This is a genomic window from Candidatus Glassbacteria bacterium (genome assembly GCA_019456185.1).
In the GTDB taxonomy this organism is placed as follows: domain Bacteria; phylum Gemmatimonadota; class Glassbacteria; order GWA2-58-10; family GWA2-58-10; genus JAJRTS01.
Genome location: VRUH01000033.1, coordinates 1 through 25,779, shown reverse-complemented (window position 1 = coordinate 25,779; position 25,779 = coordinate 1). Strand labels below are relative to the sequence as shown.

Here is a 25,779-nt window from a genome sequence, read left to right as displayed (position 1 = left end):
GACTGGCGGGCCGGTTATTGAACCAGCGGGCCGGAAAGGCTATTTTGAATCAGGACAAATATCAAAAACACATAATCACCACGACACCGATCCCGGTATCATAAGCCGGGGGCGTGGAGGAACCAATGGATGCAAAAATCGCATACTCGCCGTTCGAGAATTATGGCCTGGCCCAGCCGTTCGGACCGGAAGTACGCCACAGCGCCGGCCAGACTGTGGAGGGAACATCGCTGAGCGATATCCGCAACCAGGCCCTCCGTCTCGACCCGCAGCAGAGGATCGAACAGGTGCTGAACGCGCCGCGGCCTCGCTATTCGGCCGGAGTCTGGTTTTTCGGCGAACACAGCAGCAGGTTCCACGGCTCGTACAAGGAAGAGATGGGCCTGCGCCGGCGGCTCGACCTGGCGGCGGAAATGGCGCAATACGGACTGGCGGCGGTGGAGGCTCACGAGCCGTGGGAAATCTCGCTCGAAACCCTGGAGTTCTACGAAAAGCTCCGCGAGGACAGCGGGGTAACCGTGGCCGTGATCGCCGGGATCGGCGGCGATTTCAGGATGAAAGACGCCCAGTTCGGCACCACCAGCAGCCCGTTGGGCGATGTCCGTGACAAGTACGCCGCCCACACGGTGGAGCAGTTGAAACTGGTCAGGCAGCTCTCCGAGGACCAGGGGCACCCGGCGGTGGCGATCTGCTGGCCGGGAATCGACGGGTACACCTACCCGCTGGGAACAGATTTCTACGACATGTGGGACCGGTTCGAGGCGGCGCTTGCCGAGGCGATTGACGAGGTGCCGGGGGTGCGGGTGGCGATCGAGCCCAAGCCTTACGAGCCGACGATCAACAATATCTGGCGCAACACGGCGGACGGGATTATCATGGCACGCAATGTGGAAGCCCGGCTGAAAACGAGCGAAAACCGCAAGCTGCTCGAGGCCGGTCACTGCCTGGTGGGCCTCAACCCGGAGATCGGCCACGTGCGGATGGGTTTCGAGGAGGTGGCCGGCAGCTACAGCGCCGTTCTTCGCGACGGCCGTCTGGCCCACACCCACTGGAACGCCCAGCCGCTGGGCAATTTCGACCAGGACCTGAATCCCGGCGTGGTTGGGCCTGAATCACTGGAGGCGCTGGTCTGGGTGCTGAAACTCTACGGTTACCGGGGGTTCTGCGGCCTGGATATCAACCCCGAGCGCATGCCTGTCGAGGCGGCTATCGCCAAGGGAATCAACGCAATCGAGGTCGCCTGGGGCGTGGTGGAAAATATCGATCCGGCCGAGCTGCTGGCCGCCTACCACAGCCCCGATGTAAATCGGGGCTGGATCGAGGACATTATCACCCGCGCCCGCGCCCGGGGGATCGACGAGTCCCGGCTGATTGCGCGCGAGGTGGTGGCCGAATTCGAAAGCAGGCCGATGGGCTGAACTGGAGGGGAGTTATCCATGCGTGACAAACTGCGGGACCGGCTCGCTGAAATCGAGCATCACCTGACAGAGGAGCTGTTACCATACTGGCGCATGCGGGGCGATGACCCGGAGTACGGCGGGTTCCTCACCTGTTTCGACCCGGCTGGAAAACCCACCGGCGAATCCGACAAGAACCTGCTGGCCAACTGCCGGCTGGTCTTCTCGTTCAGCCTGATCGCCCGCGAGGGCCTGGACCACGACGGTTCGTTTCTCCGCCGGGCGACCGAGGGGGCGCAATGGGTGCTGGACCATTTCACAGACCGTGAGCATGGCGGGTATTACTGGATTGTCGAGCGTGACGGCACCCCGCTTAACCCGCGAAAAATAATCTACGGCCACTCTTTCGTGGTCTACGCGTTCAGCGAGCTGGCCATGGCCACCGGCGAGGACAGGTGGCTGGCCGCGGCTGTCGAAACCTTTGAGCTGCTGCAAAACAAGGCGGCCGATCAAACAGACGGCGGCTACTGGGAATTTTTCGAGCGCAACTGGGATCATTCGCCGCCCGGACCCGGCGGCGGAGACCGCAAGAGCCTGGACGTGCACATGCACCTGATGGAGGCGTTCACCAATCTGTATGCCGCCGCCGGCGACCCCGTTCACGCCACGCGTACCCGCGAGCTGATCGGCCTGCTTACCGAGCGGATGCTGCACCCGGAGCACGGCACGGGTATCGCCCAGTTCGACAGGAGTTTCAATCCCCTGCGCGCGATCCTGTTCGACAATGTCTGGGGCTCGGACCGCGACATGGAAGACAGCAGCGGACGCCCGCTGGACAACACATCCTACGGCCACAACGTGGAACTGGGCTGGCTGCTGCGCTGGAGCCTGGGAGTGCTCGGAGAGGTTCTCGGCGGCTATCGCCGGAAAATCCTGCGGCTTTACGACCACTGCCTGCGCTTCGGGATAGACCGGCAGCTCGGCGGGGTGTTCTGCGAGGGACCCAACGCTGGAGCTGCCAGGGAACGCAACAAGGAATTCTGGCAGCAGGCCGAGACCATGGTGGCGATGCTCGACGGCTACGAGATCACCGGCGATCAGCGCTACCTGGAAGGCTACGACAATGTCCACCGCTTCGTGTTCGACCGGATGATCAATCATGCGCTCGGGGAGTGGCTGCCCCTGTTCGATGAGCACAACAACGTGATCTGGGATTATATGGGCCACCGCTGGAAAATAAATTACCATACAGTACGCGGCATGATCGAGTGCCGCCGCCGGTTGAATACCTTGCTTTCAGAAGACAGTTCAGCTTAAAATCGGGAACAGGCGGGTGCGGGAACTGTAAATTACTAGTGCTTCATCTCAATTATTTCTCATTCGGTCATAACGTTTTCACAGTTACCTCCGGCCTGCATGATAGACCGGTGGGGGCTGTTCGCCTCAGTTGCTTAGCGAGGAGGAAAGTTGAATATTCTGCCCAATCTCCGAACCAGTTTTGCCCTTCTGGTGTCTTTGGCAATCGCCGCGGCCGCTCTCGCCTCCGCGGCCTGCGAAAAGCGCGGTAACAATAACCAGGGCAACCCTCTTACCCCCAAAATCACCTACCGGATTTCAATCGTCTCGGGCAACAGCCAGAGCGGCAGGCTGGACACTCCGATGGCCAATCCGCTGCGGGTCTACGTGAGCGACGATTCGATGATCAAGCAGTCTTCTGTCAGGGTCAACTTTAAAGTCACGGAGGGTTACGCCGATTTTTCCGCTGCCAGCGCGGTTACGGATTCGGACGGGTACTGCGAAGTGACCCTCACACCGACCTACGCACCCGGCACAATCTCGGTCGAGGCGGAGGTTAACGGGACGAATGTGTCGGTGACATTCACGCTTACCGGAACGCAGTCCTAAGTTTTTCAACCGCACGTGAAAGACAAAAAGCCCGGCCTTGGTCAGGCCGGGCTTTTTTGTGCCGCGCCTAAAGATATCTCACAGTGTAATCAGCTCGTCCACCCTCACCGGTCGTCCCTGCTCGATACTGGTGTAAGCGGCAATCCCGATGATCGAACTCATGATCCCGTCCTCCAGCCCGGCGCGCTGGGCAAGCTGGTCCTCGGTTCCGGGCTTGAAGAGCTTATCCTTGATCAGCGTGTCCGCTCCGCCGTGGCCGCCGCTGACCGTTCTTCGCTCAAGCTTCACGATCTCCGCATCTTTGAAATTACGCCATAGCCTGACGTTGCTGCGCGGAGACACGTCCCAGCTCCGGCGGTCGTAGTTGTGCAGCTCCAGGCGTCCCTTGCTGCCGTGGAACACGATATACTGACCCTCGGTGGCGCTGGTGGCGTTAAGGCTGTAAGTGACTATCGCCCCGCTGTCGTAGCGGATCTGCACGCTCATCGTGTCGTAGATGTTGATCGCCCGGCGGTACAGGCAGGCGTCGCGGAAATAGCCGTCCTGGTCCTCGCAGTTGACATACAGATCGACATAGCGCTTGTTCTGCATGATATCCCAATAGAGTTCACACTTGTTTTTGAACGTGCACCGCCGGCAGTTGACATGGCGGAACTCGCCGTTGCGGCCGTACTTCTTCAGGTCTCCGAAAGCGCTGATCTCCACCGGCCGCGCATCAAGCCACCAGTTGAGCTGATCGAAATGGTGGGACGCCTTATGGCACAGCAGGGTGCCGCTGCACTGTTTCAGCCCGTGCCAGCGACGGAAGTAGCTGGCGCCGTGGTCGAGGTCGAGGAACTCGGCGTAGTCGGCCGAGTAGATCTCCCCGATAGCGCCCTCCATCAGCAGTTCCTTGGCCTTCATCGTGCTCATGCCGTAGCGGGCGTTGAAGGTGACATCCAGCCGCCGTCCGGTGCGCTTGCGGGTATCGATAATCCGCTGGGCCTGCTCGGCGTCGGTGCAGAGAGGTTTTTCACTGATCGCATCGCAGCCCAGCTCCATCGCGCGGCAGACATAGCGCTCGTGCAGCGCATCGACCGTGGTCACGATCACGGCATCGGGCCTGGTTGTCCGCACCATCTCGTCGAAATCGGTAAACACCGGCGCGTTGCCGGGGATGATGCTCCGGGCGAACCTGGCGCGCTTGATATTGACATCGCACAGGCCGACCATCTCCACCAAGTCGCCGTAGCCCTCGATCAGGTTCTGACCCCAGGTGGCGCTGCCGCGGCTGCCGGTTCCCACCAGCGCCACTCGCTTTTTGGCCGGGGCAGCACCCATAGCGCCAACTCCCGCCGCCGCGCTCAGCGCTCCCGCCGCAGCCAGCGCGGATGCGCTCCTGCCGATAAATTCACGTCTGCTCAAATCGCGCCGTTCGTTCTGCATGGTCTCCCCCGGGAATGAGTGGTATCGACAACGGCATATCTCAACTTAGTCCGGATAGCGAGCGGTGATGTGGGCACAAAAAACTTTCCCCCCTACTAAACGAAACTTATTATAGGTTGTCAATATTTTTTCATTCCGAATTCGCTCGATTGAGCTTTCAGGCTTGTCAGCCGCTAAATTCCCCAAATCACAGCTTAAGGGGGTAACAGGATGAAACGCAGAGACTTTCTCGGCCGGGCTGCGGCGGCAGCCGGAGCCGGCGTACTGAGTTCAGGGGCCGCCGGACGCGCCCGGAGTTCCAGAAACGACGAGATCACGATGGCCGTGGTGGGTATCCGCGGCCAGGGCACCAGCCACCTGCGCTGTTTCAACGCGTTCGACGGCGTCAGAATCAAGACGATCTGCGAGGTCGACGAAAACCTCTACAAGCAGTCGGCCGAGTTCGCCGCCGGTCTGGGTGCGGGAGACGTCCGGTTCGAGCACGACTTCCGGCGCGTGCTGGACGACAAGGATATCGACGCCGTCTCGATCGCGACCCCGGAACAGTGGCACTCACTGATGACTATCTGGGCCTGCCAGGCCGGCAAGGACGTGTACGTGGAAAAACCGGTGAGCCATAATATCTGGGAAGGCCGCCAGGCTGTAAACGCGGCGCGCAAGTACGGCCGGATCGTGGCCAGCGGCACCCAGCAGCGGAGTTTCCCGCACGTGATCGAGGCGATGAAGCTGCTGCGCGAGGGCGTGATCGGCGACGTTTTCCTGTCGCGCGGATTGTGTTTCAAGCCCAGGGAAAGTATCGGCAAGAAGCCGGATGCCAGGGTGCCCGCCGGGGTCCACTACGACCTCTGGCTGGGACCGGCGCCCCTGCGGCCGTTCAGCGAAAACCGCTTCCACTACAACTGGCACTGGTTCTGGGACTACGGCTGCGGGGATATCGGCAACCAGGGGGTGCATGAAATCGACACAGCGCGCTGGGGCCTGGGCAAAACCACCCTGCCCTCGAAAGTCTACAGCTCCGGCGGCTACTGGGCGTTCGATTCCGATCAGGAGACCCCCAACACCCAGAGCACGACATTCACCTGGGACGACGGGAAGCAGTTGCAGTTCGAGGTACGGGGCCTGTACACCAATGCCGAGCATGAAACCAGAATCGGCAACCTGTTCTACGGAACCGAGGGCTGGATGAATCTGGATATCGACGGGTTCCAGACCTGGCTGGGCCGAGGGGATGAACCCGGCCCGTCGAGGGAGGCCGTGGTGATCAGCGAAGAGGCGGGGATCGGCGGACCACAGGGATTCACCGAAACCGGAGCGCACACCTCCAGCCGGATCATGCACCGCCGGAACTTCATCGACGCCGTGCGCAGTCGCAAATCCACCGATCTCGGCGCGGATATCCTGGAGGGCCACCTCTCCAGCTCGCTCTGCCACCTGGCCAATATCAGCTACCGCCTGGGCCGCGAACTCTCGTTCGATTCGCACTCGGAGCGCTTTATCGGGGACTCCCAGGCCGACGGCTACCTGACCCGCAACTACAGGTATCCGTACGTGGTGCCGGAGAAAGTATAGCGGGAAAGAATCAATCAGGAACAGTCAGTCCTGGATCAGCCGGATCAACTGCTGCTCGTCGGGGAACCGCTCCAGGCCGGCTTTGACCACCGCTTCGGCCTCAGCAGTGCGGCCGGCCTGATTGTACAGGCGGGCCAGGTTGATATAGGCCCCGAGTTGGGTGGGGTCTGCGGCAATCACCAACTGGAACTGCTGCTCAGCGGCGGCGTTATTGCCCTGCTGCTGGTAGATATTACCGAGGTTCAGCCTGGCCCCCGCGTGCTTGGGCTGGCGCGACAGGGCCTCGAGATAGAATTTTTCCGCCTGCCCCTGGCTGTCCGAGCGGGCGTAAAGCGTGCCGATGTTGTAATAGGCCTCGGGGTCGGCGGGGTTGATCTCAATCTCGTGATTGAACGCCTCCAGGGCCTGCTCGTAATGGCCGTCCAGATAGTAGATCAGGCCAATATTGTTACCCAGTACCGCCATCTCCGGCGCCAGGCGCCGGGCCTTTTCGAACACCTGCAGCGCCCGGGCGTTTTCACCGGAAAAACTGAGCATCACCCCGTAGTCCAGGAGTATACCGGCGTTGTCGGGATAGTAGCCCATCAACTTGTCGTAGGTCGCCATCGCACTGTCGGCCATGCCCAGCTTGGTGTACACCCGGGCCAGCACGCCCAGCACCATCAGGTGGTCCTTCTCCAGCTCCAGCGCCTTGCTAAGATGTTCCAGGGCGGCCCGGGTGTCGCCCATGCGCTCCATGATCGAACCAACCAGATAGCGCGCCTGGGCCACGTCTTTCATGACTTCCCACTGCGACTCCAGCACGTGCAGGGATTCCTGGTATTTATTCGCCCAGAGCAGCACCTTGGTCAGGTTGAGCAGGCCCTTTTGGTAATATTCCTCGGGCAGGGAGTTTGTCACGTTGCGGAAGATGATCTCGACCTCCTGGTCCGACGGCTGGAAAGTAGCCGGGACATATCCCTCCTCACGCATCCAGCCCAGAATCTCCATCGCGATCCGCAGGTGCCCCTCGGGATAAGGATGGATATGGTCGATCAGCATCTCATCGCCCACGATTCCGCCCGGAGAGAACGCGGCGAACATCAGCGGCAGGCGGATCAGGTCGGAATTGTCGCTTCCCGAGGTATGCCTGAGCAGGATTTCGTGGATCGGCTGCTGGGCGCGCAGCGGGCAGACGTCGAGCTCGCGGGCGTAAAAAAACCGCTCCGCCGCTTCAACCGTGTCCTCAGCCTCCAGCAGCGCCCTGCCCAGATAAAAATGGCCTGCTGCGTAGAGCGAGTCCGTGGCCACTGCCTCGCGCAGACGGGTGATTCCTCGGTCGAGGAGACCGTTGGACAGCAGGCCCATACCCTCTGCCAGCACCGCGCTAAAGCGTCTGCGGCTGTTCATGTCCAGCCGGATGTTCTCCTCGCTCTTGAACGGCGAGAAATCCTTCAGGTTGTCCACCGGCTCCAGAAACAGCACGGGCACCCCGGCCTTGATGCAGAGCTGCTTGATCCGGCCGATATTGTAATCGAAATGCTCGAACACTCCGCGGCTGAACGTGCTGTCGCGATGGTAGAGGTCCATCCCGGCGGTACGATCCAGAAGCGTTTGCACTTCCGCCGTAAGTGTGGTGGCCCCGCCTCTCGGCTTCGCGCCAGAGCCTTCGTCGCGCCCACCCCCTTTAACCTTTCGATAAAAGCCATCGAGCAAACGGTAGGTCTCCAGGCCCTGGAGCATCCGCTTCAGACCGGAAGTAAAACTGCCCTGTTCGCTGTAGAAGTTCTCGTAGGTGCGGGCCTCAAGGAACTCGTTGTGACCGGTATAGACCACGAACAGGTCCGGCTCATAGTCCAGCAGCTCTTCCAGCACTTTTACCACCCGGTAGCTGGCGTAGCTCACCCCGCCGGCGTTGATCACCTCGTAGTTGCGCTCTTCCTCGCCCGACTTCTCCAGCAATACGCGCAGCCAGCCCGCGAACGAGGTCTGGTCGGCGTAGGGCCGCCCGTAAGTGGTGGAGCCGCCCAGCGTGAAAATGCGGAATGTCCCCGGCTCCTTGCGCCGCGGGAAGCGCTGGGGGTTGAACAAGCTCAGCTTATTCTCGGCCGTTTCCATCATCGAGCGGCCATCCTGCACTTCTCCCGGCATGAACAGCGGATGGACCTCGCTGAATCCCACAAACGGGTCGTCCACGGGCCGCCAGACATTCTCCAGGGGCAGCGCCCGGACCACCAGCTCGATACATCCCGCCAGCGCCAGGCCAACCAGAACCAGCAGCAGCCTGGAGGCCAGCCACTTTCCGGCTGTCCGCTTTCTGGCCGCGGATGGTTTTTGCGCCTCTCCCGCCCGGTTCTTCTTTTTGCGCAATTTAGCCATTCGATCCGCTGTCGAAACATTTTTTTCTGTTGGAATAAAATGAGAACCATGTTTATATTACTTATAGACCTATCCCAGCGCAATCTTCAGGTTGCGGAGCGCAAGTATTTGCAGCCGTGATGATCAAACCAGAATCCAATCAGCAATTCAGTACGCAGACAGTGAGGCCGCCATGACTCCAGCCGCGATGCAATGCAGGGCGTTCATCTATACCGGGCCCGGGCGGATGGAACTCCGCCCGGCCGAAACTCCCCCGCCCGGACCCGGCCAAATGCGCTGCCGGACTGTCTGCTCGCTGGTATCGATCGGCACGGAGATGACCTGCTACGCGCGCGAGGTCGAGCCGGGGAGCGTCTGGGATGAATGGATCCAGTACCCGTTCGAGCCGGGCTACAGCAGCGTCGGCCGGATCGTGGACGTTGGCGGAGGAGTGGAAGGATTACGGGCCGGGGACCTGGTCTGCTCCAACGCGCCGCACAGGGGCAGCTTTACCGACAATGCCGAGAATATCTACCGCGTACCGGAAAACGTCAGCCCGGAGAGCGCGGCCTGGTTCCAGCTCAATATCATCGTCCAGAACGGCATCCGCGAGACCAGGCCGGTGCTGGGCGAGTCCGCGGTGGTGATCGGTCTGGGCCCGTTGGGGCAGCTGGCCGTCCGGCTGCTGGGCCTGTGCGGTCTGAGCAGCCTGGTGGCGGTCGATCCATCAGACGAACGCTGCGCGCTGGCAGAGGGCAACGGTCCCGATGAAATCCTGGCCGCCACTGCCGATGCGGCCGTGGACAGGGTGCGCGAGCTGACCGGCGGGCGCGGTGCGGAGATCGTGTTCGACATCACGGGCCATCCGGCGGTGTTCCATGCGGCCCAGCACATGCTGGCCCGCCGCGGGCGGCTGGGACTGATCGGCGACGTCCCCAAACCGGGCGAGCAGACCCTGACCCACGATATCGTGAGCAACAGCATTTCGATTGTCGGCGCCCACGGGGCGGTCCCTCCGCGCACCGGCAATGACTATTACCGCTGGGGCAGACAGGAGATGACCGAGTTCTTTTTCGGCCTGGTCGCCGCGGGCAGGATCAGTCTCGATGAGCTGACCACCCACAGGATCACCCCCGGACAGGCCCCCGAACGTTACGCGGAAATCCATGCCGAGCGCGCCGCGTACATGGGTGTGTTTGTCGACTGGACCGGGGAGGACGCATGAGCGCGGCGTTCCGTTTCGCGGTGGTCGGCACCGGAGATATCGCCGGGTTCTACATGGACCACTTTACCCGGCTGGATGACAAAAAAAATATCGAGTTCGCCGGGGCCTGGAACCGCACGGCTGACAGGTGCCGACGGTTCACGGGCAACTACGGCGGCAGGGCTTACACCAGCCTGGACGAGCTGCTGGGCGACAGTGAAGTCGATGCCGTGGTGAACCTTACCTCGCCGAAAGTCCACTACGATTTGACCCTGCGCTCCCTGGAAGCCGGTAAGCATGTTCACACCGAAAAACCGCTGGCATTGAGCGTTGAACAGGGCAGGAAGCTGATCGCCGCCGCCGCGAAAAAGGATATCGTCCTCTCCAGTGCGCCGTTTATCCTGCTGGGGCATAACCAGCGCGAGGTGAAACGCCTGCTGGCCGAACGCCGGATCGGCGAGCCGGTATCGGTGACCGCTGAGCTATACCATGGCCGGGTGGAAGCCTGGCACCCAAGCCCGGAGCAGTTCTACACAGCGGGCGGAGGACCGCTGCTCGATGTCGGCCCGTACCCGGTCAGCCTGCTGCTCGACTGGTTCGGCCCCGTGGCCGAGGTGACCGGGATGTTCGATATCGCGATTCCAGAGAGAGCGGATTTGAACGGCCGAAAGTTCACGGTAACAACATTCGATAACGGAGTGGCCCTGCTGAGGTTTGCCAGCGGGGTAACCGGCAGGATCGCGTTCAGCTACGCCAACAGCAACACTGACCACCACGGGCTGGAAATCCAGGGTACGGCGGGATCGCTGGCGCTGGGTTCGGTGATGGCCGCGCGGGGCGAGCTGAAAATCAGTGAAAAGGACTCGGCCAAGTGGGATGTCGTGGTGGGCGAGCCGGGGCCGTTCGAGGCCTCGGGCGTGGACTGGTCGGGAGGGATAATGGAGCTGGCAAGCGCCGTGGGCGGGAATCGTGAGCCGCTCAACTCGGCGCGGCTGGCGCTGGAGACCCTGGAGGTCCTGCTGGCAATCGAGCGGGCGGCCACGGAGCGATGTGTGGTCAAGCTCTGAATCGTCACCGCTGTTGTTTGGGATAGTTACGGGTGAACGGAAACTCGCGGCCGGTTTTGCTGTAGAGTTCACCGGGACAGAGCAGTTCGGCGTAGGACATCATCGTGAACGCATCCTGCTGGGTGAATTTTCTGCTGTCTTTTTTTCTGCCGGAGAAATAGTCGAGGGCTTTAGCCGCAGACTCACCGACCAGCTTTTTCAGGGGGACCAGCCGGCCGGACAGCGCAAGCCTGGCCGATTCGGCGTTACGGTCTTCCTGCGCTATGCTTCCGTAAATCAGCATATGGCAGGGCAGGCCGCCCAGCTTTACTCCCCAGTTGTCGGGGTTGTAATCCCAGGTGCCCTCGGCATTCTGCGTATCGGCCATCCACTCCACGCTGGCCGACAGGCGGTCAATCACTTTCTGCCGGCGGACGCTTCCCCTGGCCAGGTACGGCAAGGCGGCGGCATAAGCCTCGAGCACGTAAAACACGGTCGTGGGCGCTCCGTCCTCGAAATCGTAAAGGATCGTATCGTCGTACTCGAAGCCGAGCAGCCAGTCGATACCGGCCAGGGCGGTATCCAGGTATTTCCGCTCGCCGGTAATCCCGTGGAGCTGGAACGCCAGGGCGGTGACCAGGCAGGTGCTGCACCACCATTCATCGTCGGATTTGTTCCAGATCCCATCGGTGATACCGCCCGAGGGGCGGACGTAATTATCCATCACCAGGCCGATGAAAGACTCCACGCTTTCCAGATACCTGTCCCTGAACTCCGGCTCTGTGCACCTGACAGCCACCGCCAGCACGCCCATCGCGATCGATCCGCAGTCGGCGACAAACCACTGGCCGGCAGTCTCTCCAGGTTTGCGATGGTAGTTCATGTAGTAGGCGCCCGCCGGAGCCATGCCGGCCTGATCGGCCAGCATCCTGTCCGCCCAACTACGGCAGGCACGGCGGCAGCTTTCGCTTCCGGTCAGGTCGGCGGCAACCGCCAGGGCGCGGACCGCATAGGAATCGACAAAATACTGGGGGTAAGCCCTCACTCTGCCGGGGTCGCGGTAGTTGTCGTTGGTGGTGGGCTCACCGCTCAGGGCCTCGGCCGCCAGGTCCGAGAGTGCGAAGAAATGGGCGGCGACCCGCCGGTCGAGGTTCTCTTCCTCCCCCGGCTGCTCAGCTTGCGCTCCGGCTATCAGCACAAAACAGAAAAGTGCGGTTAATGCTGACCTGGCTGGATTCATCCGGTTCCCCCTTTTCAATATATCAAGGTACTTCAACCACTTGACGCGCACCGGCCCAGATATCCACTTCGCCCTCGTTGGGCTGGTCCGGACCGGGCGTACTGCGCCCGCGGCGGACGATGTCCTCCAACAGCGCCAGCAGATTCTGAACGACTTCCGGCCGCTCGTTCCAGAGGTTGGCCTGCTCGGCCCGGTCAGCGGCCATGTCGTACAACTGGCCCCGCGGCTCGCCCTGGCCGGGGGTAACCAGCTGCGGAGCGCTGAACCCGCCGGAACCGCGCCCCAGGACCAGTTTCCAGTTATCCCGGCGCAGCGAGAACATCCCGGCCCCGGAGTGATGCACTACCGATTCACGCCGCGCCCCGGACTGCCCTGCCCCGGTGATTGCCGGCAGCTGGTTGAAACTGTCCTCGCCGGCGTTATCGGGGAGGTCAACCCCGGCCGCGGCCGCGCAGGTAGCCATCAGGTCGGTGAGGCAGAACAGCCTGCCGCTTTTCCGTCCGCCCTCGATCCCGGCCGGCCAACTGGCGATCAGCGGTTCGCGGTGGCCGCCGTCCCAGATGTCGGCTTTCTGGCCGCGAAGCTCGCCGTTGGGTTTGTGGCCGTTGTGAACCAGGTCGTATTTCTCCGGCGGATCACCGGCCCAGGAGGAAATCCCCGAGGTCAGCGCGCCGTTGTCGGAGGTGACAATTACCAGTGTGTCGCGCTCCAGACCGTTACGCCGCAGGGCTTCGGTTATCCTGCCGACCGCCCAGTCAAGCTCGACCACCATGTCACCGCGCACGCCGGCCCCGCTGCGGCCCTCGATAAAGCCCGGCGGCGTGCAGGGAGTGTGGGGCGCCTGGTAGGGCAGGTAGATAAAAAACGGTCGTCCGGGCCTGTTGCGCGCGTTATCGTCGATAAAGCGCTCGGCCTTGCGCACGAATGTCGGCCCCACTTCCTCGTCGCGCCAGCCGGGAGTCATCGGCCCCTCGCGCTGGAGCGTGTTGCGGGGACGTTTGGGCACACTCAGTTCCCCCACCACCCGGTCGTTTTCGACGAAACAGTAGGGGGGCATGTCAAGCGAAGCGGGGATGCCGAAAAAGTAGTCGAAGCCGAGCTCGCGCGGGCCGGGAGTGAGCGGGCCGGAATAGTCGACAGGCTTGCGCTCGCCCAGGCCGAGGTGCCACTTGCCGATACAGGCTGTTCGGTAACCGGCCTGCCTGAGCGCTCCGGCGATTGTCAGCCGCGAGGGATCGATCAGCAGGGGGTCGTAGCCCTGGGTCACGCCCTTTTTAAGCGGGCTGCGCCAGCAGTAGCGTCCGGTGAGCACGGCGTAGCGGGTGGGAGTGCACAGCGAGGCCGGCGAGTGGGCATCGGTAAAAGTCACCCCGCCGGCGGCCAGGCGGTCGATATTGGGTGTGGGGATCAGTGTCGCGCCGAAACAGCCCAGGTCACCGTAGCCGAGATCATCAGCCATGATCACGATAATGTTTGGCCGGGCCCCGTCGCCGGCGCCGCCTGAGAAAGCCGGCAATGCTCCCGCCAGAGTTGCCGCGGCGGCTCCGGCCGCCGCCCTGCGAATAAACTCCCGCCTCGAGGTCGTTCGCTGAGCCATCTTCCACCGCCTGTTGAATGGCTGGTCAGCATCGGTTCAATTGCCCTGTCCGACAGCCACGTGAATCCTCGCGACCGCCGGGACACCGTCTTCCGAGGTTCTCCGGACAGTTGCCAGATAATGGCCGGGACGGGCATAAGAGTGCGTAATCGAAGCATAGCCCTGGGGGTGGAGCAGGATATTTTCTTCGCCATCCGGGACCAGCGAGGCGTCGCCCCAGCAGGGTATCGAACTGGTGGTCCCCACCGGGCTGCCGTCACCGAAATCCCATGTTTCCTGTCCGCGGACTGCGTTGAACGTTCTGGCCTTGAACGTGATTTCCCGGCCCGGTTCGAGATCGAGAGACGGGTAATAGTTCACATGCAGCATGGGCACAGCCAGCTCGGGCCTGGAACTGTCCAGTATTTGAACAACGCAGAAATCGTAGTCGACGTTGCCCGCCGGGCCGGTTACTTTCAGCGCCTCGTAGAAGGTGCCCGGTTCGGAATAGGTCCGCTCGGCGATTACACCGCTGGCCGAGGAGCCGTCGGCGAACAGCCACTCGAACTCCAGGTCACTGCCGGATGACGACCAGCTCCTGGTTCCTTCCAGCCAGAGAGTCTCACCGGCGGAGGCCACGAGATGCGGGCGGGCCACGGCGATCAGCTCGGGGGCGTACTTGTCGAGGTAGGCTTCGTGGGTGTAGGCGTAGCTCTCCTCCGTACCCCAGCGCCCCGAGGGCTGACGGGCCCTGATCTCGAAATGGAGGTGCGTCCAGCCCCCGCTGCCGCCTTCCTTGCCGAGAATGCCGATCTGCTGGCCCAGGCCGACCCGTTCTCCCGGCACAATTTCCCGGTCGATGCTGTGGAGGTGGCTGTAGCGGTAGTACCAGCCCCGCCTGTCCAGCACGTAGACGGCATCGTAGCGGGGCATCACCGGCGTATCGATTTTATGGCCGTCCAGCACCGAGTCACCAACCGACACAACAAGGCCGTCGGTGGCGGCCAGCACCCGGACCATCCCCTCCGTGCCGCCGAAATCGAGCCCCGAATGGTAGTAAAGGTCTTCGGCACTCGGGACCTCGCAGCCGTTGACATAGCAGGGTTCGTTACTCATCTGGGTATCGTTGGCCAGAAATCTCTGGTCGACCGGATAGCCGAACGAGCCCTCCGGAAGCAGTTTTCCCTCCGCCGGCCAGAGTCTGATCCGGGCGTCGGCGTCCAGCCCCCAGCGGTCCTCGTTCGTGTTGCGGTAGAGCGCCGCCGTGGCCGGGCAGTCCACCCGCACGCCGCCGACTAGCCGGGGCAGGCTGTAATTGCCGCTTTCCAGGACTGCCTGCTCCCCGTTGATCAGCACGGTGGCCGATGACTTCCGCACGGCGTTACGGAAGCGGTCCGCCTGGTAATCAGTTGCCAGCAGCTTGACCGTGGCGGAAATTCCGTCGGCCAACTCCACAGTTACGCTGTCGCCGGCATTCAGGTCGACCGCGGCCCTGAGAGCCGCAGGCTCCACCTCCGGAACTGCCGTATCCCGGCCAGGGCACCCGGCCAGGCTAAGCAGTGAGAGCGGCAGTAAAACCGCTCGAAGTCTGCTAATGTTGATCAAGCAACAGCGAGGCGTATGCATCGGCGGCGACTCCTGCTGAGGACCGGAAGCAATGATTTTCAGTGCGAGAAAGATGCGATGTTTCTCCACGGCGAGGAGATCAGCCGGCGGCGTTCTTGTGCAAAGATGGCCGACAAATGACATGCCGGTTAGAATGCTACAATCTGCATTACAGAAACGCAAGCGAATCGCGCTCTGAATCCGCTGTCCCGGAATCAAAACGCGACATTTTCCCTCGTCGGTTCCTTCTTCATCCCGGCTTTATCAGGATACGTAATTCCCGGTATTCTTTTCGCCCGTGACAACACCTCCCTGACAATGATCTTGCGGGACCGGATCAAAACCCGAAGGGGCCAAATAAAGTAATCCCCCGACTGAAGTCAGCGGATTTAAGGAAATGGGATGTAAGGAACCACCGCTTGAAAGCGGTGGATTCCGCCGCCCGGAACCTACCGGCTTTGGCCGGTAGCGGTTCAGTTGATAATTTTATTGACGCTTTTTATCTTTTAATTTGGCTGTTTCAGGGTGAGGAAAAAACCGAGGGCTCGATTTCACCGGTCTCGTAGAGCAGCCTGATTTGCGCTTTATTGAATAGTGCAACCGCGGAGAAATACCCCAATCGCGCCTCGGCCAGTTCCTTCTGAGCCGCCATCACTTCGATAGACAGGCCGAGGCCGGCGGTGAACCGCGAGTTGCTGATCCGCAGGGCCGCCTCCGCGGACTCGATCTCGCTCTCACCGAGGGACATTTGGTTTCCGGCATTGAGGTATCCTCGGTAAGCCTGCTGAACGTTTCGCTGCAGGCGGGAGAGAACCATCTGTGTATTAACCGCGCTCAACTCGTGATGGGCCTTCAGCTCCCTGGCCCTGCCCCAGAGGATCGGGCTGAGGTCCAGGGAGGCAAGCAAGGTGAGTCTTTCCTCCCTGCGCTGATCGTCGAATTGTCCGCCGATTGTCCCCAACCGGTATACCAGATCGAAACGGGGAGCGAGAAACCGCCATCTTTCACCGGTGAGTTCCGCTTTAGCCGCCGCCTCAACCAGCTGTGCGCTTCGCAATCCTGGCCGGGTGGTTCTTGCCGCCTCGATCAATTCCCCTTGCGACCTTTTCTTTCCGAGCAGTTCCAGCGGCTCCAGGGAAGCAGGCCGTGGGACAAGAGTAATTCCGGGGTCCAGATTCAGGGTTTCGGCCAGCAGCAGCATCGTATTCTCGAACGCGATTTGGCGGTTCAACACCTCCCGGCCGGCCCGCGCGAGATTCGCCTCCGAGCGGTGAACGTCCTCTTCATTTCCCAGCCCCCGCAGCAGGCGCGCCCGGCTGATCCGGACCAGCTCCCCGGCGTTCGATTCCAACTCCCGGGCCACCGCCACCGCTACGGCCGCATATTGCAGGTCTACGAACTGGCTGGCGGCTTCGCTGATCGAACCGTTTGCCGATTCACGGCTGCCGGAGCGAACCGACTCCAGGCTGTGCCCGGCGGCGATCATCCGGTAGGCGGCTTCTGCCGGATTCAGTCCGTAGAGCACGAAAATGCCGGGGCTGACCGTATTGAATTCGACATCGCGCAGTACACCGAACGAACCTTGAACGCGGCCATCGGTATGTTGCAGATAAAGTCCCGGCGAAAGGGTCGGGATAAATGAAGCGGCTGCCTGAAATTTTACACCCTCGGCCTCGCTGATTCTCAGCCTGGCGCTTTTGAGGACCAGGCCTCTTTCGAGCACCAGCCCAACCACCTCCGCCTGGTCTATCTCCCGGGCGCTCCCGGCCAGGAAATTAAAGACCGTATCGGGCAGGGGGAAGGCGATCTGCGCCGCGCCGGGTGTTTCTCCGCCGGCCGGGGAGGCAGGCGCATCCCCAAGCAGCGATGCAAAAGACGACAGGCCGGCGATCAGGCCGGCGGCAATCATATTTTTCATTTTCGACATTATTTTTCCGGTGCGTAAAGTAAGCCTGGCGGTAAAGCTTTAATAGGCTGACAGAGATTCGAGAGAGCTCGGAACCACCCTGACCTGCTGGCCCTCTTTCAGGTTCTCCCTCCCGGAAACCACGACCTGGTCAGCCGGACCCAGACCGGAAATAACCTCGACGATCTTCCCATCATCATAGCCGGTTTTCACTTCCCGCAAACGTAATATCCGGTCCTCGACCACGTATACGGTCGCTATTTGTCCGGCCTGGCCAACCGCGGACGAGGGTATGACAAGGGGCGTTACCCCGGTTTTCAGTCTGAGCTTAACGTGGGCGTACATACCCGGTCTTAACTTATGATCCGCATTCGGCAGCATGATCTCCGTTTTCATCGTCCGCGAAGCGGGATTCAGCGCTCCGGCGAACCTGGAAACCGATCCTTGGAAAAAGTGGCCTGGTAAGACGTCGAGATTGACCGAAGCCGGAGCACCCACTGTTAAAAGCGGCACAAACTCTTCCGGGGGGTAGATAAAAATTCTGATCGAATCGTCGTTCATTATTCGCCCGACCGGCATGGCATCTCCGGAGGCGGCGGACTTGATAAAATCGCCGGGATCCACCTTGCGTTCGGTGAAAATCCCGTTAAACGGAGAGCGAATTTCCAGGTAGCCGACAAGTGCCCGAAGGCTCTCGAGCTCGGCCCTGGCCTCGGCCAGCCGGGCTTCGGCTATTCCGATCCCGGCCTGCGCCTCGTCCACCTGCTGGCTGGTGACCGCCCCCGGCTCATCCTTCAGCAGTCCGGCCAGCCTCTCACCCGTCAACCTGGCCAATTCGAGCTGGTGGCTTTCGATCCGGACCCGCGCTTGCGTTTTATTCAATTCGGCAACCAGCTCTGGAGCGGCTATCCTGCAAATCAGATCGCTCTTTTTGACCCGGTCGCCGATATCGACTTTCAACACTTGGAGATAGCCGGAGGTTTTGGCGTAGAGGGTCACATCGGCCAGGGGTTCGAGAGTTCCGGGGAGCTCGATCTCCCTGAACGCCTCCCTGGTCGAGGGTGCAATTACTTGTACCCTCGGCAGAGCCTGCTGAGCGAAAAGAAGCTCAGGATGCCGGGCTCCCGTAAGAGAGAGCAATACGGTCAGCAACAGAATATTTTTCATCGGACTACCCCGGCTGTAAGTTCAGGTTAAATTTGAACCCTGGAACGCTTCAAGCTTAGATAGATAACCGGCACGACAAACAGCGATAGTATTGCCGCCGCCAACACCGCCCCGATAATCGCGCGTGCCAGGGGAATGTTGCTTTCCCCCCCTCCCAGCCCAAGACCCATCGGGGTGAGAGCGAGTACGGTGGTCAGGGAGGTCATCATAATCGGCCGCAGCCTCACTGCACCGGCTTCCCGCACCGCCATTTCAACCGGCACTCCCTGCTCGACCCTCCGGTTGGCAAAATCGACCAGCAGGATGCTGTATTCCACGACAATCCCCACCATCATGATTATCCCCATGAAAGATTGGATATTCAGGGTGGAGCCGGTGAAAAACAGAGTTGCTGCAACTCCGATCAAACCGAGCGGTACGGCGGTCAGCACGATCAGCGGATCGAGGAAAGAACGGAACTGCCCGACCATGATCAGATAAACCAGGACGATAGCCAGGAACAATCCCAGACCGAATTGGGAGAATGAGCTTTGCATAACCTGAATTTCTCCGCTGGTAGTAAAGCTGTAGCCTTTGCCCTGGTAAGTTTCCCCGCTGACCTCGTAATATTTGCCCCGGCTGGACTCCCGGGCCAGCGGGGCGATCTCCCGGCTCGAGGCGAGCCGCTTCTCGATATCCGCGACCAAGTCGCCCAAAACCCAGCCCGGCTTAACATTGGCGTAAATGTCGATCACGCGGGTGATATCCCGGTGGTTGATTACCGCCGGTCCAGTCTTTCGCTTGAAAGTAGCCACGTTTCTCAGCGGAACCACCTCCCCGCTGTTACGGTTTATCAGCGGGATTTCCCGGATAGTTTCGAATGAGTTGAGGCTTTCTTCCCTGTACTGGGCGCCGATAAAGTAGTGGTTGCCGTTACGGTGATCGATCCAGAAAGCCGGGTCGAAATTGATACTCGAGTTTGTGGCGGTGACCATGTTTTTGATTACGTCTTCCATGGTCAGGCCAAGATAGGCGGCTTTAACGCGGTCCACGGTCACTTCCACAATGGGATAATCCAGTCGCTGGGCAATACGCACATCGGCGGCCCCTGGAGATTCCTTGATTTCGCCGGCGATAATCTGCGCTATTTCGTGGGCTGTCCCATAGTTGCTGCCGCTGACTTGAATGTGTACCGGCGACGGCTCCCCGAAATTCAGCGCCGCGGTCAGCATGCCGCCGGTATCGAAGGCGAACTCCACATCCGGGAATTTTTCCCTGAGTTCCCGGCGCAGAATCTCAACGATTTCGAAAGTTCCGCGCGAGGAAAATTTTCTTTTCAACTGCACGAGCAGGAACGCGTCCATGGCTCCGGTGTTTGGAGTGTAGGCCGCCGGCCAATCCATCAGTACGCCGATGTTGGAGATCAGGATCTGCAACTCCGAATCCTCGTGCTGTTCCAGCTTGGGGTACTCGGGGTCCGGTTCACCGATCAATCCAATTATGTGCTGCTCGACCTGTTTTATTGTTTCCTCGGTCACCTCGATCCGGGTTCCGGTCGGCATGCGGGCGAAGATGGTGAACTGCCCGGCATCGATCCGTGGAAACAGCTCGGTACCGGTATTGTAAAGCAGAAACAAGGCCAGCAGGAAAGCGGCCGCCGCAACCGAGATGGTGGCTCCCCGTCTTTTGAGAACCCGCTTGAAGAGCCGGTTGTAATTCCGCTCCAGGGCCGAGGCCGGCTTAACTCCGGCCGCCTCGGAAGGCTTTACTTCCGGAATGAATCTGGCGCAGTAGACCGGAATCAGCGTGATGGAAAGAAGGTAAGAGGTGATGATGGCGAAACTGGCCGCCAGGGCTAAAGGGGTGAACAGATATTTCGCCGTGCCGGAAAGAAATACTATCGGGTAGAAAACCGCCATGAAGGTGAGGGTCGCCACCAGCAGCGGACTCCAGACCTCCCGTGCCCCATCCAGGGCGGCCTGATAGGGTGATTTGCCGAGAGATCGATGCCGGACAGTGTTTTCAAGCACTACTATCGACTGGTCGATTAATATCCCGATGGCCAGGGCCAGCCCGCCCAGGGTCATGGTGTTGATCGTGCTTTTCGTGTAATAAAGCCCGATGAATGCGCCGAGCACGGAGAGGGGTATTACCAGCAGAATCCCCCCGGTAAGCCGGAAGCTGCGCAGAAAAAGAAAGACAATCAGCCCGGCCAGAACCGCACCCAACAGCGCGGCCAGTTGCAGCCCGTTGATCGAGTCCCGCACATAGATCGACTGGTCGAGTACGACTTCCAGGGAAAGATCCGCGGCCCTGGTATCCATTTCACGCAGCCTCTGCAGAATGCGCGTAAGCTGGGATCGTATCGAGTTAACTATCTGGATCGTGTTGGCCCCGGGCTGACGGTAAATCGGGATATATACCTGGCGGCGTCCATTGACCCTGACGATGTTCGTTTGGATCTGGTGGCTGTCCTCCACCCGGCCCACGTCACCGACCAGCACTAGAGAGCCATCTGTGACCCTGATCGGGATCGCGTTGAGATCCTCGACACTTTCCGGCATTGAGTTGGAGAATATTTGGAAATCCGTTCCCCCGGCCTTGATGTTTCCCGCGGGGATGAAAACGTTCTGCTCCTTGAGCGCCTGGACCACATCCATCGGTGACAGGCCCCTGACCTCGAGCTTCTCACGATCCACGTAAGCAAGTATACGCCTGAGCGTTCCCCCGTAAACCGCGGGTGCGATCACGCCCTGGATCGACTGCAGGCGGTTGCGCAGCTCGAAATAGGCCACATCGTAAAGTTCGCTTTCGCTCATGGTGGGACTGGATACACTGACCAGGCAGAGCGGGAGAGCTGCGGTCGGATCGAAGGGCATAACCATCGGAGGAATCGTTCCGGGAGGCAGGTAAAAGAGGTCGGACATGGCATAGGAGGTCACCTGGCTCATCGCGGTTTCAAGGCTGATCCCCTCCCGGAAGAAATCTTTTACCACTGAAACCCCGAGCATCGCCTTGCCTTCCTGGTGCTCGATTCCCACGGACTGGCCGGTCCAACGCTCGATGCGCGACATGATGTCGCGCTCCATGACCTCGGGTGGCATGCCGGGATAAAAGGTGACTATCTGGACGGCCGGAGTATCGTAGATAGGCAGAAGATCAGCGGGGATAAACCTGACCGACACCACTCCGATTACGAAAATCATCAGGCAGCTCACCACCACCAGGTGGGGATTTTTCAGGGCCCACTTTATCATATTGCCTCTTGAGAAAGTTCCTAAGAAATATTATCGAACTGACCTGCCCACCAATAATGCTGCCACGTAACTATCAGAAAACTCCGGCTTCGCACTGGCTACGGCTCAGCATTATCTTTCATGTTTTCTGTCCGCATTCGCCTGCCGGTTCTTGCTTCTCTAGCGTACGTTCGAGGCCAGGCCGAACAGGCGCCCGTCATCGGTCCACAGTTCGACGATAACGCCATCGCGGTAAAACGTCTCATGCTTCACATTCCGAAAGACTCGCGTCAGTTCCATCACATAAAACGTGTGAGTATCGCCGTGTTGTCGATCCTTGAGGTTGATCTGAGCCACGAGGTGACCCTGGAGCGAGCAGTACCTGGCGCCCAGAAGGTCAAAGCCGGCCAGCAGGCGGGGACTGGATGGCAGGATTGAAAAGGGCAACCGGGGCAGGGCGGCCTGTACGACTTCGTAACTACTGCTCAGTACCGTTGGTTCGTCCCCCTTGAGGTGGTGAACGGCGATTTCGTCGGCCAGTTTCGATGCGACGCCGGCAGATGGCGAGAGGACGACTGTCAAAACGCCGCCCGCCAGGATTACAACCACGGCAGCGGCGGCCGCCATCAGCCGCAACGGCAAGCGGAAGCGCAAGGGTCGCAGTTCGCGCGCCTCCGAGAGGATCGACTCCGCACGCTCGTCGGAAAACTTCTTGCCCTCGTAGTGGAGCCTCAGTTGTTCTTCGATGTCAATCATGGTAATCTCGGCGTTTCATTCGGTTCTCTTCCCGCGCTATTACGGCTTGCAGCTTCTTTTTCGCGCGGTGAATCAAGCTCAGCACTGTATTGCGGGGTTGATCCGTCAGGTTTGCGATCTCGCTTGCGCTACAGCCATCCACCGCGCTGAGGTAGAGCGCTTCACGTTCTTCCGGACGGAGCCGGGCCAGCAACTCATCCATATCCAGGTTCGTACCGGGCAGCGATTGTGTGGGAGAGGGTAGCTGAATAAGTTCTTCCGGGTTATCCAGGGTAATGACCAACTTGTTTCTTTTTCTTCGGCATTGATCAAAAAACAGATTCCGGATGGTAGTTATCAACAGCGCCTTATGCTCAACACGCCCCCTGCTGCGGTAAAGTCTGAAAAACGCAGTCTGCACGAGGTCTTCCGCATCCTGCTCGTGGTGGGTCAGTGACAGAGCATAACGGAAGCCGTGATCTATCAGTTCTCTCTCGGTCATACCTGTGCTTTTAGATGTCATTCACAGTGTCCCAACCGAATATTCTACTATCCTGGTACATTCGTAAATTCTCATTAAGCTGCGGCAAGGAAATTGGACCAGGAACTCCCTTGCCGCAACGCAGATCCCAGCTGTCTAGTTGACGGAAACGACCTCCAGAACTCGCTCATCGGGGTACACTTTACCGACGATTGTCAAACTCTCGCCGTGATGCTTCTTTATCAGGTCCTCGCTCGCCTGCGTCTCCAGGTAGTGCAGGACCCAGCCGTTCATGGCGGTCAGATCTTTTCCGGCGGCGGCGGCATTGGCCACTCTCAACACATGCTTGTGTCCATAAATGCTGCACTGAGCCCCGGCGTCCTTCTCCTTTTTCAGCGTGCAGCCCAGGCAGATATTCTGACCCTTAACAGTGACTTCGATACTTTTCGCGGCAGCCAGCTCCGCTGTTCCCTCACTTTGCGGTGAATCTTTAGCCTCGCTGCCTTGAGCCAAAAGCATTCCGGCAACAGCAAGACAAGCGGCGGCAGCCACTATCCATGTTCGTTTGAAATTGCTCATTGTGCTTCTCCCTTCCTGATCTAGGTTTCTTTCTATTCCAGGATTCGCTCACATTCCCGGAGAACGGGTAATCACGGTCACGCTGATCGGCCACTGTCGCAAGGACTGGAGCGTGAACCGCGCCCACGAAAAAAAAGACGACGGTGCATTATGGGAGGCCGGCACTCCCGGCCCGGACCGCCTATGCTCTGGTGGTGAGGGCAGCACGCCACGTCCCGCGCGATAATCGACAGCTCCTAACCGCCGCCTGTGCTAACCCATATTGCCCCCTTTCACGTCCGGCCGCTCCTTGTTTATAATTACGCAGGACAACGCCAAATGATTGCAGAAATTTCATGCCCACCCCTGGTCGCAGCGTGGGGAGCGGGGGCCAATTCCTGATCCGAGTCATCCTCGCTGCCATTTCAGCAACGCTGCTAGGCGGGGTGTGAGGTGAGTACGATCTCAGGCGGCGGCATCGATGCTGCCGCTATCGTGTTCGTCCATTAGTCGGTGGAGAACAGAAAAAGTTACGAGAAATTTTCCCGGCGGCCGGAATATGTGTGAGGGCCTGCGAGATCAAAGATTCGCGGGGAATTCAGACGGGAACCTCACGTGTAAACGTCGGTTTAAAAGTGCAGCATTTAGCGGAGTGTAAACGGCAGCAACCTTGTCAACACATGGGCGTCACAGGGAAGCCTCTTAACATAATGCCCTTGACTTTTATCATAGCTGGTGTATCCGCCAGAAAAAAATAGTTGAACTCTTGACTCCGTAGTATGGTACAGACATTATAATAAACTTAAGAACTAGAAAGAGAGGTAACAATGGAGTCGCTGCAAATTGGAAAAGTCGCTCGCCTTTCGGACGTTGGAGTCGAAACAATCCGGTTCTATGAACGAGAGGGCTTAATTGCAGAGCCACCCCGAAAGGAGTCAGGCTATCGCCAGTATCCGAAGGAAACTGTTTCCCGCATTCGTTTTATCAAGCGCGCCAAAAAGCTTGGTTTTTCGCTCAAAGAGATCAGGGAACTGCTCTCCCTTCGGAAGGACCCTGATGCGACCTGCGAAGATATCCTCGAGCGAGCTAAGGCCAAGGTCACAAATATTGAGGAAAAAATCCTTGCGCTGCAAAGAATGAAAAAGGCGCTTGGAAAACTAATGGCAGCTTGTAGCGAAGCCGGCTCGGTGACGGAGTGCCCGATCCTCGAAGCTTTGGAGGAATGAAAAATGGCAAGTGTCGAGTTGATCTACGATAACGACTGCCCAAACGTGACCGAGGCAAGGGCTCAATTATTGCGCGCCTTCACTGAAGTGGGAATGGTTCCACATTGGACGGAGTGGGAGCGCAGCGATCAGGCCAGTCCAGATTACGTCAGGAGCTTTGGCTCACCCACGATCCTGGTCGACGGAAAAGACATAGCTGGTGTTGAGCCATCTGAGGACATTTCCTGCTGCCGCCTCTATGGGGATTCTTCCAGTGGGCTTCAGGGCGTGCCCCCGGTCCGGTTAATCACGTCTGCCTTGAGGGCTGCAAACGGGTATCCGGCTTTGGGAAACCGTCCTGAGATAATCGTCGGCTGGCGAAGCTCTCTGACAACTCTACCCGGTCTAATGTTTGCGTTCCTGCCCAATCTTGCATGTCCCGCCTGCTGGCCCGCTTATACAGGACTACTCGGTTCCCTCGGATTTGGATTTTTGCTGAACACTTCCTACCTGTTCCCGATAACGCTTCTGTTTCTGGTAATTGCAGTCGGCGCACTTGGATTTCGGGCTGAAAAACGTTGGGGCTATGGTCCCTTCGGCGCAGGTCTGCTCGCTTCAGGCATCGTGCTCGTTGGAAAGTTTGTCTTCGAGTCCGATCAGGTCATGTATGGAGGGATCGCCCTGTTTGTGGCTGCATCTGTCTGGAACGGGTGGCCACGGAAAACGGGGAGGAAAGGCATCTGTGCTGCTTGTGTTCCCGCAGGGACCGTGTCAATGGAAACCGGGGACACAAAAAACACTACATAAGGAGGAGATGACATGATCGCCAAACGCATGATTGAGGTTTTCACTGCGGGATGCCCCGTGTGTGAGGAGGCAATTGAACTTGTCAATCGCGAAGCAAGTAATTCATGCGATGTCAGCGTACTCGACATGAAAGACCCACAAGTGGCGGGGCGGGCGAAAGAACTGGGTATTCGTTCGGTCCCTGCCGTTGTAATCGATGGTAAGCTCGCAGATTGCTGCGCCGGACGGGGTCCGGAGGAAACGACACTCCGTGCCGCTGTTACACGGTCCCGGTGAAGCACATAAAGATGAGCTTATAGCCACACACAAGCGTCTCTGGTGCAAAGAAGGGGTATCCTTCGATCCATTTTTCACTACCTGGCCCTTCTGGAGCGTAAACCCGAAGCCCTGGAGCATACCCG

20 protein-coding genes are annotated in these 25,779 nt (G+C 59.7%); 9 read left to right on the top strand and 11 right to left on the bottom strand.

Annotation, left to right across the window (positions count from 1 at the left end; translation table 11 throughout):
• Window positions 1-125 precede the first annotated feature (125 nt).
• From FVQ81_12070 to FVQ81_12060, 3 genes are all read left to right on the top strand, one after another.
• Window positions 126-1,418, top strand: a complete 1,293-nt coding sequence (locus FVQ81_12070) for a xylose isomerase (protein ID MBW7997282.1) — start codon at window positions 126-128, stop codon at window positions 1,416-1,418.
• A gap of 18 nt (window positions 1,419-1,436) precedes the next feature.
• Window positions 1,437-2,714 (top strand): N-acylglucosamine 2-epimerase, encoded by a 1,278-nt coding sequence (locus FVQ81_12065; GenBank protein MBW7997281.1) that lies wholly within the window; start codon window positions 1,437-1,439, stop codon window positions 2,712-2,714.
• Between the two features lie 150 nt (window positions 2,715-2,864).
• Window positions 2,865-3,302 (top strand): hypothetical protein, encoded by a 438-nt coding sequence (locus tag FVQ81_12060; GenBank protein ID MBW7997280.1) that lies wholly within the window; start codon window positions 2,865-2,867, stop codon window positions 3,300-3,302.
• A 78-nt stretch (window positions 3,303-3,380) separates the two neighbouring features.
• On the opposite strand, the gene FVQ81_12055 is transcribed toward FVQ81_12060, so the two are convergent.
• Window positions 3,381-4,727 carry a Gfo/Idh/MocA family oxidoreductase gene (locus FVQ81_12055; GenBank protein ID MBW7997279.1) on the bottom strand — a complete coding sequence of 449 codons (1,347 nt, stop codon included), beginning with the start codon at window positions 4,725-4,727 and terminating at the stop codon, window positions 3,381-3,383.
• A gap of 210 nt (window positions 4,728-4,937) precedes the next feature.
• Here FVQ81_12055 and FVQ81_12050 point away from each other — a divergent pair, with 210 nt between their 5' ends.
• A complete protein-coding gene (locus tag FVQ81_12050; protein MBW7997278.1) occupies window positions 4,938-6,296 on the top strand; it encodes a Gfo/Idh/MocA family oxidoreductase in 1,359 nt (452 codons plus the stop codon).
• Between the two features lie 24 nt (window positions 6,297-6,320).
• Here FVQ81_12050 and FVQ81_12045 read toward each other — a convergent pair whose 3' ends face one another.
• The gene (locus FVQ81_12045) at window positions 6,321-8,654 is read right to left on the bottom strand and encodes a tetratricopeptide repeat protein (GenBank protein MBW7997277.1); all 2,334 of its coding nucleotides are present in this window, start codon (window positions 8,652-8,654) and stop codon (window positions 6,321-6,323) included.
• A 172-nt stretch (window positions 8,655-8,826) separates the two neighbouring features.
• On the opposite strand from FVQ81_12045, the gene FVQ81_12040 reads away from it, so the two are divergent.
• Together FVQ81_12040 and FVQ81_12035 are read left to right on the top strand one after the other, a co-directional pair.
• Window positions 8,827-9,858: a zinc-binding dehydrogenase gene (locus FVQ81_12040; protein MBW7997276.1), complete on the top strand. Its 1,032-nt coding sequence runs from the start codon at window positions 8,827-8,829 to the stop codon at window positions 9,856-9,858.
• Window positions 9,855-10,904, top strand: coding sequence for a Gfo/Idh/MocA family oxidoreductase (locus tag FVQ81_12035; GenBank protein MBW7997275.1), 1,050 nt, complete (start codon window positions 9,855-9,857; stop codon window positions 10,902-10,904). The genes FVQ81_12040 and FVQ81_12035 overlap by 4 nt, the downstream gene beginning before the upstream one ends.
• Window positions 10,905-10,908: 4 nt before the next feature.
• Here FVQ81_12035 and FVQ81_12030 read toward each other — a convergent pair whose 3' ends face one another.
• The 9 genes from FVQ81_12030 to FVQ81_11990 all read right to left on the bottom strand — a co-directional run bounded on the left by FVQ81_12030 (window position 10,909) and on the right by FVQ81_11990 (window position 23,387).
• The gene (locus FVQ81_12030; GenBank protein ID MBW7997274.1) at window positions 10,909-12,123 is read right to left on the bottom strand and encodes a hypothetical protein; all 1,215 of its coding nucleotides are present in this window, start codon (window positions 12,121-12,123) and stop codon (window positions 10,909-10,911) included.
• 22 nt (window positions 12,124-12,145) lie between these two features.
• Complete coding sequence (locus tag FVQ81_12025) at window positions 12,146-13,720, bottom strand: arylsulfatase (protein MBW7997273.1); 1,575 nt, start codon at window positions 13,718-13,720, stop codon at window positions 12,146-12,148.
• 36 nt (window positions 13,721-13,756) lie between these two features.
• Window positions 13,757-15,448: a peptidoglycan DD-metalloendopeptidase family protein gene (locus FVQ81_12020; protein ID MBW7997272.1), complete on the bottom strand. Its 1,692-nt coding sequence runs from the start codon at window positions 15,446-15,448 to the stop codon at window positions 13,757-13,759.
• Between the two features lie 376 nt (window positions 15,449-15,824).
• The gene (locus FVQ81_12015) at window positions 15,825-17,231 is read right to left on the bottom strand and encodes a TolC family protein (GenBank protein MBW7997271.1); all 1,407 of its coding nucleotides are present in this window, start codon (window positions 17,229-17,231) and stop codon (window positions 15,825-15,827) included.
• A 39-nt stretch (window positions 17,232-17,270) separates the two neighbouring features.
• Window positions 17,271-18,377, bottom strand: a complete 1,107-nt coding sequence (locus FVQ81_12010; GenBank protein ID MBW7997270.1) for an efflux RND transporter periplasmic adaptor subunit — start codon at window positions 18,375-18,377, stop codon at window positions 17,271-17,273.
• 26 nt (window positions 18,378-18,403) lie between these two features.
• Entirely contained in the window at window positions 18,404-21,613 is a 3,210-nt protein-coding gene (locus FVQ81_12005; protein ID MBW7997269.1) for an efflux RND transporter permease subunit, read from the bottom strand.
• Window positions 21,614-21,772: 159 nt separating this feature from the next.
• Window positions 21,773-22,348, bottom strand: coding sequence for a hypothetical protein (locus FVQ81_12000; GenBank protein MBW7997268.1), 576 nt, complete (start codon window positions 22,346-22,348; stop codon window positions 21,773-21,775).
• Complete coding sequence (locus FVQ81_11995) at window positions 22,341-22,850, bottom strand: RNA polymerase sigma factor (GenBank protein MBW7997267.1); 510 nt, start codon at window positions 22,848-22,850, stop codon at window positions 22,341-22,343. The genes FVQ81_12000 and FVQ81_11995 overlap by 8 nt, the downstream gene beginning before the upstream one ends.
• Before the next feature lie 114 nt (window positions 22,851-22,964).
• Entirely contained in the window at window positions 22,965-23,387 is a 423-nt protein-coding gene (locus tag FVQ81_11990) for a hypothetical protein (GenBank protein ID MBW7997266.1), read from the bottom strand.
• Between the two features lie 806 nt (window positions 23,388-24,193).
• On the opposite strand from FVQ81_11990, the gene FVQ81_11985 reads away from it, so the two are divergent.
• From FVQ81_11985 to FVQ81_11975, 3 genes are read left to right on the top strand one after another with little or no spacing between them, the layout of a single operon-like run.
• Complete coding sequence (locus FVQ81_11985; GenBank protein ID MBW7997265.1) at window positions 24,194-24,592, top strand: MerR family DNA-binding protein; 399 nt, start codon at window positions 24,194-24,196, stop codon at window positions 24,590-24,592.
• 3 nt (window positions 24,593-24,595) lie between these two features.
• On the top strand, window positions 24,596-25,378 hold the full coding sequence (locus FVQ81_11980) for a hypothetical protein (protein MBW7997264.1): 783 nt from the start codon (window positions 24,596-24,598) through the stop codon (window positions 25,376-25,378).
• A 12-nt stretch (window positions 25,379-25,390) separates the two neighbouring features.
• Entirely contained in the window at window positions 25,391-25,654 is a 264-nt protein-coding gene (locus FVQ81_11975) for a hypothetical protein (GenBank protein ID MBW7997263.1), read from the top strand.
• Window positions 25,655-25,779: the final 125 nt, after the last annotated feature.